The organism is Kitasatospora mediocidica KCTC 9733, assembly GCF_000744225.1.
In the GTDB taxonomy this organism is placed as follows: domain Bacteria; phylum Actinomycetota; class Actinomycetes; order Streptomycetales; family Streptomycetaceae; genus Kitasatospora; species Kitasatospora mediocidica.
Map to the genome: position 1 here is coordinate 1,553,756 of NZ_JQLN01000005.1, position 15,997 is coordinate 1,569,752.

Below are 15,997 nucleotides of genomic sequence, written 5' to 3' on the forward strand. Positions count from 1 at the left end.
CAGGTAGCAGGAGTGGATCACTTCGTCAGCCAGTTGAGGAACTGGCTCCACCGACCGGCCCGTTCGGAGGGGCGGTTCGGCTGGGCGGCCTGCTCGGTGCGGACGGACGGCTCCGGGCGGGCCTGCTGCGCGGGCCTGCGGGCGGGCTCGACCGGGGTGAACCGGGTGGGCAGCGCGACCAGGCCCCGGCTGAAGGGGCCGGGCCGCCAGGTCAGGCTCTCCTCCGGGACGGCGAGTTGGACGTCGGGGAGCTGGTTGAGCAGGTTCTCGATGGCGGTCACCGAGATCTGCCGGGCCGGGTCCTTGGACGGGCAGGCGTGCGGACCGGCGCCCCACGCCAGGTGGGCCCTGCTGCCCGCCTGCCGCTCGGCGGCGAGCGTCGGGCTGTTGTTGGCGGCGGCGAAGCTGACCAGCAGGAGGTCGCCCGCCCGCAGCTGCTGTCCGGCGAACTCCAGGTCGTGCGCCGGGTAGTGCGGCGCGAGGTTCGACATCGGGGGGTTCTCCCACAGCGTGTCGTCAATGGCCTCGTCGATCAGCCCGCCGGTGTGCGCGTACGCGTCGTGGGTGAGCAGCCGGTGCAGGGTGTTGCCGATGAGGTTGCCCAGCGCCTCGGTGCCGGCCGCCAGCAGGAGCGCGAGCTGATGGACCATCTCGTCGTCCGTGAGCTTGGCCTGGTGCTGCATCAGCCACGAGGCGACGTCGTCGCCGGGCCTGGTCCGCTTGAGCGCGACGAGTTCGCCCACCGCGCCGAACAGCACCGCGGCCGCGTTCTCGGCGTTGATCCCGTCGAACATCCCGGAGATGCCGAACAGCACCCGGTCACCGATGTCGGCCGGGCAGCCGAAGAGCTCGTTGAAGACGAAGAGCGGCAGCTGCCGGGCGTAGTTGCCGAGCAAATCGGTCGAACCGCGGTAGCCGAACTGGGAGATGAGGTAGTCGGAGACCTGCTCGGTGCTGCGGGCCAAGCGCCGCGGGTCGACCCGGGCCATGCTGTCGGTGACCGCCTGGCGCAGCCGCAGATGCTCGGCGCCGTCGCTGAACATGCAGTTGGGCCGGTACGCCAGCAGCGGGACGACGGGGCTGTCCGGGGCGACGTGGCCCTCGTTGAAGGCCCGCCAGCGGCGCGCGTCCTTGCGGAAGGAGGCGGAGTCCTGCAGCAGGTTCAGCGCGGCCGAGTAGTCGGTGACGAGCGTGGCCTCCACCCCGGGAGCGAGCTCGACGGGCGCGGTCGGCCCGTAGCTGCGCAGGTAGGAGTAGTAGGCGTGCGGGTCGGCCGCGAACTCAGGTCCGTACAGCGGCACCCGGGCGCCGCTGCCGTGGGCCGGGCACCCCGGCGGGGGTGTCACCGGGGCGGAGGATCGAGCGTCCATGTCGGCTTGTTGCTCCTAGCTGGCACGGTCCAGCAAATAGCGGACCAGTGTGGTCAGTGCGGCGGCCGACGACTTCTCGTCGCGCGCGTCGCAGGTGACGACGGGGGTGTCGTCGAGGAGGTCGAGTGCCTCCCGCAGTGCCGCCTCGGCGCGCAGCGGATTGCCGTCGAAGTGGTTCACCGCGATCGCGTAGTCCAGGCCGTACTGCTCGATGAGGTCGATCACGGCGAAGGAGTCGGCGAGCCGCTCGGGGTCGACGAGGATCAGCGCGCCGAGGGCGCCCCGGGCCATGTCCTCCCACATCTGTACGAAGCGCAGCTGGCCGGGCGTGCCGAAGAGGTACAGCACCACCCGCTCGCTGAGGGTGAGGCGGCCGAAGTCCATGGCGACCGTGGTGGTGGTCTTGCCGCGGACTCCCTTGAGGTCGTCGACCGCCGCCGCCACCCGGGTCATCGTCTCCTCGGTGGACAGCGGCTCGATCTCGGAGATCGAACCGATGAACGTGGTCTTGCCCACCGCGAAGTGGCCGACCACGAGGATCTTGACGGCGGTCTGGGTGGCGCCGCCCTGGACGTACTGCTGCGCGTCCAGACCCGGTGCGTCAGCCGAACTTGGCCTGGAGACCATGCAGCACCTCCAACAGGATCTCCTTGTCGGCCTGGCGGGCGCGGGGCACCGGTGGACGGGTGACGAGGTGGCCGCCCTCGGTGAGTCCGGCCAGGACGATCCGCACCACGCCCAGCGGCAGCTTGGTGTGCCCCGCGATCTCGGCGACCGAGAGGTAGCCGGCGGAGCAGATGTCCAGCAGCCGCTGTTCCTCCGGCGACAGGTGCAGCGTCCGCTGCCCCTGCTCGGGCGCCGCCGTGAGCAGGGTGATCAGCGAGAGCTGCTGGTCGTCGGGCAGCCCGCGCCCCTTGGTGATGACGTACGCCCGTACTAAGTCCGCGGATTCGAGCTCGAACTCCTCGGAACCGGTCACTGGAACGCTCCGAGGTTCTCGCGCGGCGGCGCCGCCAGCACCTTGCCCAGCTGGCCGACGAGCTGCTGCATCCGGAAGGTGATGTCCTGCATGTCGATGTCCAGGGAGGCGGAGACGCCCAGGTAGGCGCCCTCACCGGCGGAGATCAGGAACACCCAGCCGCCGTCGAACTCGACCAGGGTCTGCTGCCACCGCTGGCCGGGGCTGTCGCAGAAGAAGCCGAGCGAGCGGCTGAGCGACTGCACGCCGCTCATCGCGGCGGCGACCCGGTCCGCGTTGTCCTTGTCGAACTCCTTCGTCCGGGCCATCAGCAGACCGTCGGCGGAGATCAGGACCGCGTGCAGGGCCCCGGGTATCTCCAGGGCGCTGTCGAGCATCCATGACAGATCGTCGTTCACGAGAACTCATGCCCTTCACTGCTCGAAGCACGGGTGCTGGTCGCCTGGTCCGCGTCGTCCGGCTGGGTGGCCCGGCCGGACCGGGTGCCTCGCTGGAAGGCGCCCATGATCGCCGCGGCCTCGGCGCCGGAACGGGTCGAGCCGACCGGGACGGGCGTGGTGGGCGGCACGATCGCCATCGGCCGCTTGCGCCGGCGCAGCGGCAGTCCGTCGGCGGTCGAGGAGAGGGCCCGCTCGGGCTCGGACTCGACCGGTGTGGCGGCGGGTGCCACCGCGGGTGCCGGGACCGGTGCCGCCATGGCCGGCTGCATCGGTGCCTGCATCGGTGCCTGCATCTGGGCGGACATCGGTGCGGACAGCGGGGCGGCGGGCATGGACGAGGCGGGAACCCGCTTCTCGGGCATGCCGGTGAGCAGGTCGTGCGGCAGCAGGACCACGGCGCGCACCCCTCCGTACGGGGACGAGGAGTCCACCGACACCTCGAAGCCGAAGCGTTCGCAGAGCACGCCGATCACGGCCATGCCGAACTGCGGCGGATTGCCGAGTCCCGCGACGCCCGAGACCCGCTCGCTGCTGAGCAGCTTCTCGGCGCGTGCCCGTTCCTCGTCGTTCATGCCGACACCGGCGTCGTCGACGACGATGACGACACCCTTGGGGACCGTCCGGATGTTGATCTCGACGACGGTGTCCGGGCTGGAGTAGCTGGTGGCGTTGTCGAGCAGTTCGGCGAGGGCCAGTGCCACCGGCTCGACGGCCCTGCTGGAGACGCCGAAGTCCACCTGGGAGAGGATCTCCACCCGCCGGAAGTGCCGGACGCGGCCCTGCGCGCTGCGCACCACGTCGTAGACCGACGCGGTGTCGCGGTGCCGTCCCAGCCAGCCGCCGCAGAGCACGGCGATGGACTGTGCCCGTCGCCCGAACTGCGAGTTGGTGTGGTCGACTTCGAGCAGGTCCTGGAGGATCGCCGACTCGCCGTACTTGCTCTGCAGCCGGGACAGGATCAGCTGCTGCTCGGCGGCGAGGCCCTGCAGGGTCCGCATCGCGGACTTCAGCACCGTCTTCGTCGCCTCGTCAGCCTCTTCCTGGGCTGCCTCGACCGACTGGGTGTAGCGGTGCTCCAGATCGGAGTAGTGCTCCCTGAGCCCGTCGATCTCCTGCCGTGAGGCCAGAGCCGCCTTGCGTTGGCGGACGACGAGGGCGACCGCGACGACAAGGACGAGGACAAGAGCCCAAACCACCGGGTTCGCTGTGTATTTCGTCATAAGACTCTCTTCAGGCGACTGACGGCCGACTGCTGAATCCCCGCCAGTGCAGGGTGAACCCGTCGCTTCGCAAGCGCGATGATCGTATCATCGGATGACAGGTCACCGACGAGTCGTCCAGATGTGAGGATGCGTCTCCTGTACGCAGAGCAACCGGAGTTGGGCGCAGTCGGCGCCGCGGGCGGACCGCCGCCGTCGGTCCCGGATGCGGACGGGCTGATCAGCGGGGGTGTCCGGGAGAGGGCTGTCCGGATCGGTGGAGGGCGGACGGTTCTGCCGCCCGGAGGGTGCTCGGTGGACGCACGATCTTCAGCTGACGCTCAGGTAACTCCCAGCCGGGAAAACGGCGGGGGCGAGTGGGCCGGCCGGCCCACTCGCCCCCACGGTGACTATCGGATGTCCTGGTTCACGTACAGGTCGGACATCGCGACCAGGATTCGGCGTTCTCCGGTGAAGGGCTCACGGGCGTGGGTGGCCAGGAAGTTGTCCACGACGAGGACGTCGCCGTGCTGCCAGGGGACCGAGACGGAGGCATCCCGGTAGAGGGAGCGGATCAGCTCCACCACCTCGTCCTCGATCGGCTGCCCGTCTCCGTAGAAGGCGTTCCTCGGCACCCCCTCGTCGCCGTACTCCTCCAGGAGGTAGGCGGCGGCCTCCGCGGGGAGGTTGGAGATGTGGAAGAGGTGCGCGTGGTTGAACCAGACGCGCTCGCCGGTCCGCGGGTGGTGGGCCACGGCCTGGCGGACCGAGCGGGTCTGCAGGCCGTCCCCGCCGGTCCAGGTGAACTCGGTGTTGGAGGCCCGGCAGTACGCCTCCACCTCGGCGCGGGCGGTGGTCTGGAAGACCTCCTGCCAGGGGATGTCCAGGTCGGGGCTGTAGTTGCGGACGTAGCGGACGCCGTGCCGCTCGAAGCGCTCGCGGATCTCGGCCGGGATACGCGGGAACACCGCGCGCTCACTGGCCACCGGGGTCGTGCCGCCGACCGCCGACGGGATGTCGCAGTAGAAGTACAGCCGGCTGGGCCAGTTGTGCGAGTACGACATCTCGTGGTGGAACGGGATCCACTGGTCCTCGCTCAACTCCGTCGAGGTGAAGACCCGGTCGGCGACCTCGGTGCGGGGCGCCGCGCGCTCCAGGTAGTCCAGCAGCTCCGGGGAGAACGCCCGGGCCGCGCTGCCGAAGTCCTCGGCGCTGTGCACCGCGAAGCCCCGCAGCAGCAGGGCGCCGTGCCGGTCCAGCTCGGTGAGCAGCTGGGCCTGGTGCTCGCGGGCCCAGCTGTCCAGGCGCAGGCCCGCGTCGAGCGCCTCGACCTGGAGGAGGAAGGGCTGCGGGTCGACGGCGGTGGCCGTGACCAGGCCGCCGGGGAAGACGGGGGCGGTCACAGCTGCGCTCCCTGCGACCGGCCGGAACGGACGGGGTCGGACATGGCCGCGAGGATGCGGCGCGGCCCCTCGAACGGTTCCCGGGCGTGTGCCGTGATCATGTTCTCCACGACCAGGGCGTCGCCCTGCTCCCAGTCGAAACCGGTCGTCGCGGCGGCGAAGGCGTCCCGCAGCTCGGCCAGCGTCGCGTCCTCGATCGGCGTTCCGTCGCCGTAGTAGGTGTTGTAGGGGAGATCCTCCTCGTCGAGTGCCTCGCGCAGGCCGGTGCTGACCTCATCCGGCAACGACGTGATGTGGAAGAACAACGCGTGGTTGAACCAGGTCCGCTCACCCGTCACCGGGTGGGCGTGCACGGCGGTGCGGATCTGCGTGGTCCTCAACTGCCCGTCCGGCAGCCAGGTGAGGCTGATTCCCGCGGCCTCGCAGTACCTGGCGACCTGCTCCGGGTCCTCGGTCTGGAAGGCCTCCTGCCACGGGAGGCTGATCCCCGGCAGGTAGTTGCGGACGTAGCGGACGCCGAGCCGCTCGAACTTCTCCACGGTCTGCGGGCGCAGTGCGGCCAGCACCCGTCGGGAGTCCGCCAGCGGCGTGCGGCCGCCGCGGTCGGCCGGGCGTTCGCAGTAGAACGCGATGCGCATCGGCCAGTTGTCGGTGTACGACTGCTCGTTGTGCAGCAGGATGTGCTGGTCGGCCGGGTACTCGGTGGACGTGTAGACGCCGTCCGAGACGTGGGTGCGGGGCGAGGAGCGCTCGCCGTACTCCAGGACCCGGTCCGAGACCGCGTCCATCACGGTCCGGAACCCGGCCGGCCCGGCCACCGCGAAGCCCCGGAACAGGACGGCGCCGGCCTCGTGCGCCAGGGTGTCGACCAGGTCGCGGTTCTCCTGGATCCAGAGGGCCAGGTCGGTCCCGGGTGCGTCGGCGCGGACCAGGGCCGGCAGCGTCCGGCCGTCCCACTCCCGGGACACCGTCGCGGACGGCTGTCCCGGAGCTCCTGGTGGGGCTTCGCTCGGCTGTGTCATGTCTCGTACTCCGTCGTGGTCACAGGGTTGGCAGCGCTCAGCCGCGGTACTTGCTACGGTCGATGCGCCCGATCGGCGCGGCCTCGGCAGGGCCGTCCGCCTGGGCACGGGCCTGCTCGTCCACCAGCACGGCCAGGCCGGCGACGGTGGGCGTGCGCAAGAACTGGCCGATCTTCAGACCGACCCCGAGCGTGGCCCGGATCCGGGCGATCGCCCGGATGGCCAGCAGCGAGTGGCCGCCGAGGTCGAAGAAGGAGTGGTGTACGCCGAGGCGCTCCACCCCCAGGAGGTCGGCGCAGATCGCGGCGAGCGCCTCCTCCGTGGGCGTCCGGGGGGCGGTGTACTCGGGGCCGGCGGCGGCGTGACTGCCGTCTGGCAGGGGCAGCGCGCCCAGGTCCAGCTTGCCGTGGTCGCTCAGCGGCCAGCTGTCCAGGACGAGCAGGTGCGCGGGCACCATGGCCTCGGGCAGCCGCTCGCGCAGGAACTCCAGCAGCGCCGGCACCTCGGCCTCGCCCGTGGTGTAGCCGATCAGTTGGGGCTGGTCGTGGGCGTCCGGGCGCACGGTCACCAGCGCGCCGGTGACCAGCGGGTGGGTGCGCAGCACGGACTCGACCTCGCCGGTCTCGATCCGGTTGCCCCGGATCTTCACCTGCTGGTCGGCCCGGCCGCGGAACTCCAGCGCGCCGTCCGGCCGCCAGCAGGCGAGGTCCCCGGTGGCGTACAGGCGCTCGCCGTCGGCGAAGGGGTGCGGGACGAAGCTTGCGGCCGTCAGGCCGGGCCGGTTCAGGTACCCCAGCGCGAGCTGGGCGCCGCCGATGAACAACTGTCCCGGTACACCGACGGGTTGCGGGCGACCGGTGGCGTCGAGCACATACAGGTCCACACCCGGCACCGGGCGGCCGATCGGGATCCGGCCGGGCGGCAGCGCGGTGGGGACCCGCCCCGCGGTCACGTCGATCACGGCCTCGGTGGGCCCGTACTGGTTGTGCAACTCGGCGTTCGGGTAGCGCTCCTGCGCACGGCGCGCCAGCGCGGCGGACAGCTCCTCGCCGCCGCTGAGCAGGACGCGCAGCCGTGGGTGCCCGCTGTCGGGCGTGTCCAGGAAGGCCTGGAGCATCGACGGGACGAAGTGGCAGACGGTCACCTCACGGCGGTCGACGATGTCGTGCAGGTAGTCCACGTCGCGATGGCCACCCGGCCGGGTGGTGACCACGGTGGCGCCGGTCACGAGCGGCCAGAGCAGTTCCCAGAGCGAGACGTCGAAGCCGAGCGGGGTCTTCTGCAGGACCCGGTCGCCGGCCCCGAGCCGGTAGTCGCGCTGCATGCCGTGGAGGCGGTTGAGCAGGCCGCGGTGGGTGTTGAGCACGCCCTTGGGACGGCCGGTCGAGCCGGAGGTGAAGAGGAGGTAGGCGGCCGGGGCGGCCACCGGCGCCGGTCGGTCGGTCGGCTGTCGGGTGACCTCACTGCCGCTCACCACCAGCCGGTTCCGCCCGGGGAAGAGTCCGACCAGGTCGGGGCTGGTGAGGATGGTGGCAGGGGCCCCGTCCTCGGTCAGCTGGTCCAGCCGGGCCCGGGGGTAGTCGGGGTCGAGCGGCAGGTAGACCGCCCCGGCCTTGAACACGCCGAGGACGGCGGGGAGCACCTGCGCGCCGCGGTGCAGGCAGACCGCGACCCGGTCCTCGGGGCCGATGCCACGCTCCCGCAGCAGGTGGGCCACCTGGTTGGCCCGGGCGTCGAGTTCGGCGTAGCTGAGCGTCTCCCCGGTCTCGTCGACCAGCACCGCCGGGGCGTGCGGGGTGGCGTCCACCTGGGCCTCGAACCACTGGGGGAGCGCGGGGCCGCCGAGCGGTTCGGAGCCGGCGTTGCTGAACTCCCGCACGACCTGCAGCCGGTCCGCCTCGGGCAGGACGGGCACGGCAGTGAGCTCCACGCCCGGCTGCGCCACGACCGCGTGCAGCACGGTTTCGAAGGCGCGGACCAGCCGCTCGGCGGTGGTCCGGTCGAACAGCTCGGTCGAGTACTCCAACCAGCCCTCCAGGCCGCCCTCCCCGTCGGGCGCGAGCTGGACGGAGAGGTCGCAGCGGACGGTGCCGACCAGCGCGGGCAGCACCTCGCACTCCAGACCGGGGGCGGAGAACGCCATCGGCGGCGTGTTGTGCAGCGTCAGCCAGTGCCGGGCGAGGGTGGTCTGCCCGGAGGCGTCCCGGCCGGGCTGGAGCTCGTGGATGATCCGCTCGAAGGGAACGTCCTGGTGCTCGTACGCACCGTTGCACACGTCACGGGTGCGACGCAGCAGGGTGCGGAAGGTGTCGTCCTGTTCCAGGCGGACGCGCAGCGGCAGCGTGTTGACGAAGAAGCCGACCAGGTCTTCCAGTTCGGCCCGGCGACGGCCGGCCAGCGGGCTGCCGACGACCACGTCCTGCTCGCCCGACCAGCGCGCGAGCACCATCGACCAGGCGGCGACCAGCGCCATGAAGAGGGTCGCCTGCGCCTCGTCGGTCAGTGCGCGCAGTGCGGTGACCAGGGCGGGCGGCAGCGTGATCGCGGCGGTGTCGCCCGCGTAGCTGCGCTCGACCGGCCGCGGCCGGTCGGTGGGCAGGTCGTTGGCCGGGAGGTCCGCCAGCCGGCCGCGCCAGTAGTCGAGTTGCTCGGCAAGGACGCCCTGCTCCAGCCAGCTGCGCTGCCAGGCCGCGAAGTCGGCGTACTGCAAAGGCAGTTCGATGAGCTTGGGCTGTTCTCCGGTGGCCAGTGCGGCATACGCCGTGCCGAGCTCGCGCATCAGCAGCCCCAGCGACCAGCCGTCCACCACGATGTGGTGGACGCAGAGCACCAGCACCCATTCGGGCTGGTCCGCGTCGGTCACCCGGAGCAGAACGGCGCGCAGCAGCGGGGGCCGGGTCAGGTCGAAGCCCTCGGCGGCCGCCCGCACCACCTGCGCGCCGACCTCCTCGCCGGTGACGGCCAGCACCGGGATCCGCACCGGCACGCTGCCGACCGGGTGGATCACCTGCTCGACGAGCTCCCCGCTCTCCTCAAGTCCGGTACGCAGGGCTTCGTGGCGGTCGACCAGCAGCTGCACGGAGCGCGTCAGGGCGTCGACGTCGAGCGTGCCGCGCAACCGCAGAGCGCCGGAGCCCACGTACATGGCCGAGCCCGGCTGCATCCGTTCGACGACGTACAGGCGCTCCTGGCCGAACGACGGCTTCGCACGGCCGGGGTCGCCCGCGCGGCGCGGTATCCGGTCCGACGCCTGGCCGGCACCGGCTTCGTCGAGCAACTTGTCCAACAGCCGCAGCTGTTCGGGGGAGAGCGGGGTACTCAAGGGATCCTCCAGGGAACGAAAGGGGGCCGGCGGCTGTTCAGCCGGTCCGTTCCATCTCGGTGCGCAGGCTCAGCGGACGCATGTCCGTCCACACCTCGTCGATGTGGGCGAGGCAGGCCTCGCGCGTACCGGAGACACCCTCGGCCCGCCAGCCCGCGGGGAGTTCGGCGTCAGCACGCCAGATGGAGTACTGCAGCTCGTCGTTGAGCACGACCCGGAAGTCCGGCTGCTCGCTGCGCTCGTCCGTCATGGTTTCTTTCCTTCTCACTCGACCTGGGCGACTGGCGCAGCGGCCGGGGTCACCACGACGTCGCCCGCTGCGCACCGGGGCCGTCGGGAGTGGCGAAGGTGATGGGGTGCCGGTGGCACCGCGTCACCAGGCGACTTGCGGCAGCAGGCTCCGGCCTGCCCAACTGTGGATCACCGGCGCGCTGTTGTAATGTCGGGGCTTCTCCTGATGCCGGCCCGGCAGTTCGCCCGCGCTGTCCGGTGCCTGCCCCGGTGCCTGCCCCGGTGCCTCGGACCGGCCGACGATGGCGGCCACCTCGGCCCGTGAGGACACCGTGAGCTTCTTGAAGATCCGGCCGAGATGGGTCTCCACCGTCTTGTGGCTGAGCTCCAGCGTCCGGGCGATCTGCTGGTTGGTCCGTCCGCCGCTCACCAGGACGGCGATCTCCAGCTCCCGCTTGCTCAGCAGAGCGAGCCCGGGAGCGGTGGCCGGCGGCTCGGCGACGAGGTGCCGCCCGGCCGCCGCGATCTCGTCCTTGAGCGCCAGCGCCAGCCCGAGCAGGTAGGGGCTGTCGACCGCCGCCGCACCGGTCTCCGCGCAGGCGGCGTGCCGGACGGCTCCGGGCAGATCACCCGCGTCGAGCTGGAGCCGGGCCATCGCCATGGCGAACTGGGGGACCGCGCTGCTGAGTCGGCGGGACTCCGCCAGGCCCAGACCGCGCCCCCAGCGGGCGGCCGCGGCAGCGGTGTGGCCCAGCGCGGACTCCGTGGCGGCCAGCCAGTACATCCCGTCCAGCTGACGGACGGCGGCGTCGTCCGCCAGCGCGTCGAGCAGCCGGGCGGCCCGGGCCGCGTACTCCTGGGCCCGGCTGGTCGCTCCGGTCCGGATCGCGGCCGCTGCGAGCAGGGCGAACAGCCGCCCGCGCTGTGCCGGGGACAGCGCCTCCAGGAGCGCCGGCGGTACGGCGAGGTCGATCCCGCCCAGGTCGTCGCCGGACTCCAGGGCGTGGGCCAGCCGTTCGCCGAGCAGCAGTGCGCGCGGCAGCGTGCCGGACGAGCCCGGCAGTCGCGCGGCGGACGCCAGTTCGGCTCGGGCCGCCTGTTCCTGGCCGAGCAGTCGCCAGATGCCCACCCGGGAGCGGTGGGCCGCGGCCGCGGTCCGGGGGGTCGCGTCGTCCGCGTCGCCGAGCCCGTCCAGCACGCTCAGCCCGTCGCCCAGCCGTCCGGTCAGCGCGAGCGCGCGGCCGAGCAGCAACCGGGCTTTCGACGCGCGGTCGGTGGCCGGGTCCACGGCCATGGCGGTACGGGCCCAGGCCGCGGACTGGGCGGGGTCCTGCCACAGCCGCTCGGCTGCCGCCGCCAGGAGGATCCGCGCACTCGCGCCGTCCCCCGCGACGGCGCTGTGCTCCAGGTGGCGAGCCAGCGGTATGGGGCCGCCGTCCTGCGGGACGGTGTCGCGCGCGGCGGTGTCCGGTGGTGTCAGCAGGGTGGCGGCCCGGTCGTGGGCGCCCTGCAGCCAGCCGGAACCGGCGGACTGGTAGGCGGCGGCGCGCAGCAGCGGGTTGCTGAAGCGCAGCGCGCGGGAGAGCTGGGTGCCGTGGATCAGGTCCTCGTGGAACAGCTCGTCCAGGGCGCCGCGCAGCGCGTCGCCGTCCAGCTGGGCCACCCGGCCGACCGCCGCCACGTCGAAGGGCTCACTGAGGACGGCGGCGGACCTGGCGGCCAGCCAGCCCGAGGCGGAGAGCCCGCGGAAGTCGCGCAGGCAGTGCGTCAGCACCTCGATCGGCAGCCGGAAGGCGCTGTCGCCGCAGGGGTCGGGGACCGCGCGCAGGGTCGCGAAGGCCCTGAGCAGGCCGGGGTTGCCGGCGGCCCGGGTGAGCAGGGTCTCGCAGTGCACCCGGCTCAGGTCGTCCGGGAGCAGCGAGAGTGCCTCCTCGTCCGTGAGCGGCACGGTGGGAATGCGGTGGACGCGGCCGTTCGGCGCGGCTTCGGCCAGCACGCTGCGCAGCATTCCGTCGCCCTGGCGCGGTCGGTGTGCGACGGCAAGGACGAGCCGGCCGGCGGGCGGGTGCTTCAGCAGGTGGGAGAGGAGCTCCAGCGAGGCGGGGTCCGCCTTGTGGGCGTCGTCCAGGGTGATGAGCAGCGGACGTTCGCGGCCCAGGGACTCCAGCAGAGCGTGGAACGCCCGCAGGACGTGGTAGTGGTCTGCGGCGTTGTCGGGGTTCTGCCGGGGCGCGGCCGAAGCGAGCGCGGGGAAGATCCCGGCCAACCAGCCGAGATGATGCGGGGAGGGGGCCGCGAAGTCGTCGGTGTCGAAGTGGGTCAGCAGACTGTCCAGCGCGTCCACGAAGATCCCGTACGGCACTGCGGAGAGTGAGGAGGAGGCATGGCCGGCGGCGGTCTGCCAACCGCGGGACGATGCGGCGTGGGTGAGCCGGCCCAGCAGGGAGGTTTTCCCGCTCCACCGTTCGCCGGGGACCGCGGCGACGACCAGCCGGGCCGCAGAATATCCGGCCGATGGTCCGTCGAATATCGATTCGAGGTTATCCGGGCCTATCGGGAATTGGCGAGCGGTTCGGTCGTCGAATCTCTCTCCCCGGGCGTCGGTCGACATTGGCGAGGGCCTTTCGGTCTGAGATGGGGCCTGGACCCGGGCGCTGAATTCCGGGGTTTCCGGGAATTCCGTCGGCCCGGTGGTCACTGCCAGCCGAGGCTGTCGGCCGGGGCCACCTTCGACGGGCCGGCGGCAGCGACCGTGTGGACACCGGTACCCGCGGTGGGGAGCTGCTGGGCCGCGGCGGACACCACCGGCGAGGCGGCGAGGACGGTGAGGACGACGGCGGCGAGGCGGCTGATGAGGGTCTTGGACATGGCAAATCTCCTTATGTCGGAAAGGTGAGTGAACGGATCCGGCCGACGGGCCGAGCGGGGGAGCCGGGGCTTCCCCGGCTGTTCTCCGGGCCGGTGATCAATATCTTGTCGGCAGTCGGCGACCCTGTCAGCGGGTTTCCGGTTGCACGAACCGGCCTTGGCATATTGCGTCCACCCCCGCCGTTCGGCGGGGTGGGGGCCTCAGTCACCGGTCGGGGAGGGCCCGGCGTCGGGAAGCAGAAGTTCGTAGTAGGGGGCGACCAGAGGTGCCTCGCAGCGCAGCAGGGTGACGCCCCGGAACTCGGCGCTGCCCTCCAGTACCCGCAGGCAGACGGCCCGTGCGGTGCGCTCGGCCGCGGCCAGGTTGGGGAGTGAGAGGAAGAGCCCGAGGACCGCGCCGGGCGGCATGCCGGAATGGAGGGAGACGTGCATAAGGCGTTCCTCGGGGCGCGCTGACGCGTAAACGCGGGCAGCGATGCCCTCGGGAATCCCGGCGCCGCCGGCGGGCGGTGCGAGGTGGGCGTGGACGAGGTACATGGCCCTACTGTGCGGATGCCGCCGCCGGTAGGCCAGGGTGATCAGCTGGACGCTTTCTGTCATGGCAGAAAGCGTCCTGACGGGTGGTCGGCTCAGAGCGCCGGCCGCGACCGGCGGGCCCGCGTCGGCCGCCGCCTCCGGCGGCAGGACTGCCGCAAGGTCCTGTGATCCTGCAAGTGTGCTGGTCAGGGCGGGTGGTGGGGCTCGGGGGCCGAGCGTGCCGGGGTGGTGGCGGGGTCGACGGGAGGTCGCGCGACGGGTTTCCCCAATTACTCTTTTTTTGAAAGGAATTGATGACAGGTCAGACCGGGTGGGGGCTATGGCCGGGTGAGCGGGGTCAGTCCGAAACGGGGTGATCGTCCACAGTCGCTCCGGAGCGCGCGGAATCGTCACTGAATTGCCCGGTTGCGGCGTCGGCAGTCTTTTCTGCTCTGCCGGTGGGTGTTACCGTGGTGCTGATTTTCGTAAGATTATGCACGGGGGATCGAAAGTGCTTAAGTCTTTTGGCTTGGATGAAACTGCAGAGCGTGTCTACCGGACGCTTCTTCTGCATCCGCAGGGGGAACTCTGCGATATCGCCGCAGACCTGGATCTGACGGCGGATCAACTGCGCGACAAGATGGACCAGCTGAGCTCGCTCGGACTGCTCCGGGCTGCCGCGGGGGAGCAGGACGGGCCGCAGATCATCAGCCCGGAGGTCGGCTTCGAGGCCCTGCTCGCCCGACAGCAGGCGGAACTGGCGGCCCAGCAGCAGCAGATCGCGCAGTCGCGGGCCTTCGCCCAGCAGATGATCGTCGAATACGCGAGCCGGCCGATGCCGTCCCGGCCGGGTGAGGAGCTGCTCGTCGGCCTGGACCGGATCCGGAGCGAGATCGCCCGCCTCACCAGCGAGATCAAGCACGAGGTGATGGCCTTCGCCCCCGACGGGGCGCAGCAGGCGCTCAATCTGGAGGCGGCCAAGCCGCTCGACACCGAGGTGCTGGACCGCGGGGTGCGGATGCGCACCCTGTACCTGGACAGCATCCGCAACAGTCCGCAGAGCGTGGCCTACGTGGACTGGCTGTCCGAAGCCGGCGGCCAGGTCCGGACGGTGCCGTCACTGCCGATCCGCATGATCATCATCGACCGTCGGATCGCCATCGTCCCGGTGGACGGAGAGGACACCGCGCACAGCGCCGTCGTCCTGCGGGGGCACGGGACGCTGGCCGCGCTCTGTGCGCTGTTCGAGCGGGTGTGGGACTCCGGTGTGCCGTTGGGTGAGGCCAAGAACCGGGACGCGCGCGGGCTGACCGCACAGGAGCGGGAGTCCGTGCGGCTGCTCGGCCAGGGACTCACCGACGAGGCCATCGCCAAGCGCCTGGGGGTGTCGCCGCGCACCGCACGGCGGATCGCCGCGGATGTGATGGAACTCCTGGGCGCCAAGAGCCGCTTCCAGGCCGGCCTGCTGGCCGCGCACTACGGCTGGCTGACGCCGGACGCGCACTGACGCCGGACGCGCACTGAGCTCGGACGCGCACTGACGCCGGACGCGCACTGAGCTCGGACGCGCACTGACGCCGGACGCCCGCCCGCCGTATCACCGGCGGGCGGGCGTCCGAGCTCAGGCGAAGATGCGCGCGGTCGAACTGGTCCGCAGGTCGCGCGACTTGCGCAGGTCCCGGGTGGAGACCGTCTTCTTCAGCCAGCGGTCGGTGCCGTCGTAGCGCGACTGGAACGGCCGACGTCCGTGCACCGCCCGGTAGTTGTCGACGAAGAGCAGCGAGCCCGCCTCGACCACCACGTCCTGCTGGGCGGCGTCCAGCGCGGCGACCAGGGCCGCCAGCGCCGCCCTCCCCTCCTCGTCGCCCGGCAGGTGCGACATGAAGAACGGGTCGATCCGCAGGTAGGGGTCCTCGGGCGCACCGAAGAGCACCGCGACGGGCTCCGGCTCGTCCCGCATCAGCTGGAGCTGCCGCAGCGACTCGGCGTCCGGGTCGATCTCCCGCAGCTGCCGCAGGTGTTCGTCGTCGGGCAGGATGAAGTACCGCTGCTGCCGCAGCACCGCCCGGTGCTCGTCGCTGATCTCCACCTCGCGGACGGAGGCCAGCGTCGTCGGGACGTCGTCGAGGTTGCGCACCCCGAACAGCGCGAGATAGTCGCAGCGGTAGGGGTGGAAGCCGTCCTCGGTGTGCCACTCCAGCAGCACGTCGCTGCCGTGCCCGCTCTGCTGGCCCTCCTCGCCGGGGATCGGCAGGACGTTCTGGATCAGCCGGCCCTGCTGGAGGGTCGACCAGCCGAAGACGTCCCCGAGAGCGGCCGTCAGCAGCGCGAGGTAGGCCTCCTCGCGGCGGGCCGTCGTGATCGTGGCGGCGTCCTGCCAGTGCAGCGGGGTCGGCCCGACCCGGCGGTCGTCCACCGGCAGCCCGCGCACCATGCAGGCAGCGGCCGGCTCCTCGCTGCGGAAGCGCTGCAGGAAGGCCCGCAGCTCGGCGGGCAGCCCGGGCAGGAACCGCCAGAGCTCGTCACTGAAGGCCGGCTCTGCGGGGTCCTGGCCGGTGGCCAGCAGCTGGGCCAGGACGGCCTCCACCTCGGTGATCTCTGCCGCCGAGAGGTCGTAGGTGAGGACGGACGGGTGGAGCGACATGGG

Annotated in this window: 14 protein-coding genes; 1 reads left to right on the top strand and 13 read right to left on the bottom strand. The window is 71.7% G+C overall.

The window, feature by feature from the left end; genetic code table 11:
* Nucleotides 1–17: 17 nt before the first annotated feature.
* The 12 genes from BS80_RS20870 to BS80_RS40930 all read right to left on the bottom strand — a co-directional run bounded on the left by BS80_RS20870 (nucleotide 18) and on the right by BS80_RS40930 (nucleotide 13,434).
* Nucleotides 18–1,370, bottom strand: coding sequence for a cytochrome P450 (locus tag BS80_RS20870; protein WP_035799568.1), 1,353 nt, complete (start codon nucleotides 1,368–1,370; stop codon nucleotides 18–20).
* 15 nt (nucleotides 1,371–1,385) lie between these two features.
* Complete coding sequence (locus tag BS80_RS20875; RefSeq protein ID WP_051966846.1) at nucleotides 1,386–1,997, bottom strand: GTP-binding protein; 612 nt, start codon at nucleotides 1,995–1,997, stop codon at nucleotides 1,386–1,388.
* Nucleotides 1,972–2,349: a DUF742 domain-containing protein gene (locus BS80_RS20880; RefSeq protein ID WP_035799569.1), complete on the bottom strand. Its 378-nt coding sequence runs from the start codon at nucleotides 2,347–2,349 to the stop codon at nucleotides 1,972–1,974. Before BS80_RS20880 ends, BS80_RS20875 begins: the two co-directional genes overlap by 26 nt.
* Entirely contained in the window at nucleotides 2,346–2,747 is a 402-nt protein-coding gene (locus BS80_RS20885; protein WP_035799570.1) for a roadblock/LC7 domain-containing protein, read from the bottom strand. The genes BS80_RS20880 and BS80_RS20885 overlap by 4 nt, the downstream gene beginning before the upstream one ends.
* Nucleotides 2,744–4,009, bottom strand: coding sequence for a sensor histidine kinase (locus tag BS80_RS20890; RefSeq protein ID WP_035799571.1), 1,266 nt, complete (start codon nucleotides 4,007–4,009; stop codon nucleotides 2,744–2,746). The genes BS80_RS20885 and BS80_RS20890 overlap by 4 nt, the downstream gene beginning before the upstream one ends.
* Nucleotides 4,010–4,398: 389 nt before the next feature.
* Nucleotides 4,399–5,391 (bottom strand): TauD/TfdA family dioxygenase, encoded by a 993-nt coding sequence (locus tag BS80_RS20895; protein WP_035799573.1) that lies wholly within the window; start codon nucleotides 5,389–5,391, stop codon nucleotides 4,399–4,401.
* The gene (locus tag BS80_RS20900) at nucleotides 5,388–6,413 is read right to left on the bottom strand and encodes a TauD/TfdA family dioxygenase (RefSeq protein WP_051966848.1); all 1,026 of its coding nucleotides are present in this window, start codon (nucleotides 6,411–6,413) and stop codon (nucleotides 5,388–5,390) included. The genes BS80_RS20895 and BS80_RS20900 overlap by 4 nt, the downstream gene beginning before the upstream one ends.
* 37 nt (nucleotides 6,414–6,450) lie before the next feature.
* Nucleotides 6,451–9,735: a non-ribosomal peptide synthetase gene (locus BS80_RS20905; protein ID WP_051966849.1), complete on the bottom strand. Its 3,285-nt coding sequence runs from the start codon at nucleotides 9,733–9,735 to the stop codon at nucleotides 6,451–6,453.
* Nucleotides 9,736–9,772: 37 nt separating this feature from the next.
* On the bottom strand, nucleotides 9,773–9,985 hold the full coding sequence (locus BS80_RS20910; protein ID WP_035799575.1) for an MbtH family protein: 213 nt from the start codon (nucleotides 9,983–9,985) through the stop codon (nucleotides 9,773–9,775).
* A gap of 123 nt (nucleotides 9,986–10,108) precedes the next feature.
* On the bottom strand, nucleotides 10,109–12,577 hold the full coding sequence (locus tag BS80_RS20915) for an AAA family ATPase (protein WP_083974986.1): 2,469 nt from the start codon (nucleotides 12,575–12,577) through the stop codon (nucleotides 10,109–10,111).
* A gap of 83 nt (nucleotides 12,578–12,660) precedes the next feature.
* Nucleotides 12,661–12,834 (bottom strand): hypothetical protein, encoded by a 174-nt coding sequence (locus tag BS80_RS40925; RefSeq protein WP_157536423.1) that lies wholly within the window; start codon nucleotides 12,832–12,834, stop codon nucleotides 12,661–12,663.
* A 201-nt stretch (nucleotides 12,835–13,035) separates the two neighbouring features.
* The gene (locus BS80_RS40930; RefSeq protein WP_157536425.1) at nucleotides 13,036–13,434 is read right to left on the bottom strand and encodes a hypothetical protein; all 399 of its coding nucleotides are present in this window, start codon (nucleotides 13,432–13,434) and stop codon (nucleotides 13,036–13,038) included.
* Nucleotides 13,435–13,879: 445 nt separating this feature from the next.
* On the opposite strand from BS80_RS40930, the gene BS80_RS20925 reads away from it, so the two are divergent.
* Entirely contained in the window at nucleotides 13,880–14,857 is a 978-nt protein-coding gene (locus BS80_RS20925; RefSeq protein WP_332262182.1) for a helix-turn-helix transcriptional regulator, read from the top strand.
* Between the two features lie 114 nt (nucleotides 14,858–14,971).
* Here BS80_RS20925 and gntD read toward each other — a convergent pair whose 3' ends face one another.
* A complete protein-coding gene (gene gntD / locus BS80_RS20930; RefSeq protein WP_035799580.1) occupies nucleotides 14,972–15,994 on the bottom strand; it encodes a guanitoxin biosynthesis L-enduracididine beta-hydroxylase GntD in 1,023 nt (340 codons plus the stop codon).
* Nucleotides 15,995–15,997: the final 3 nt, after the last annotated feature.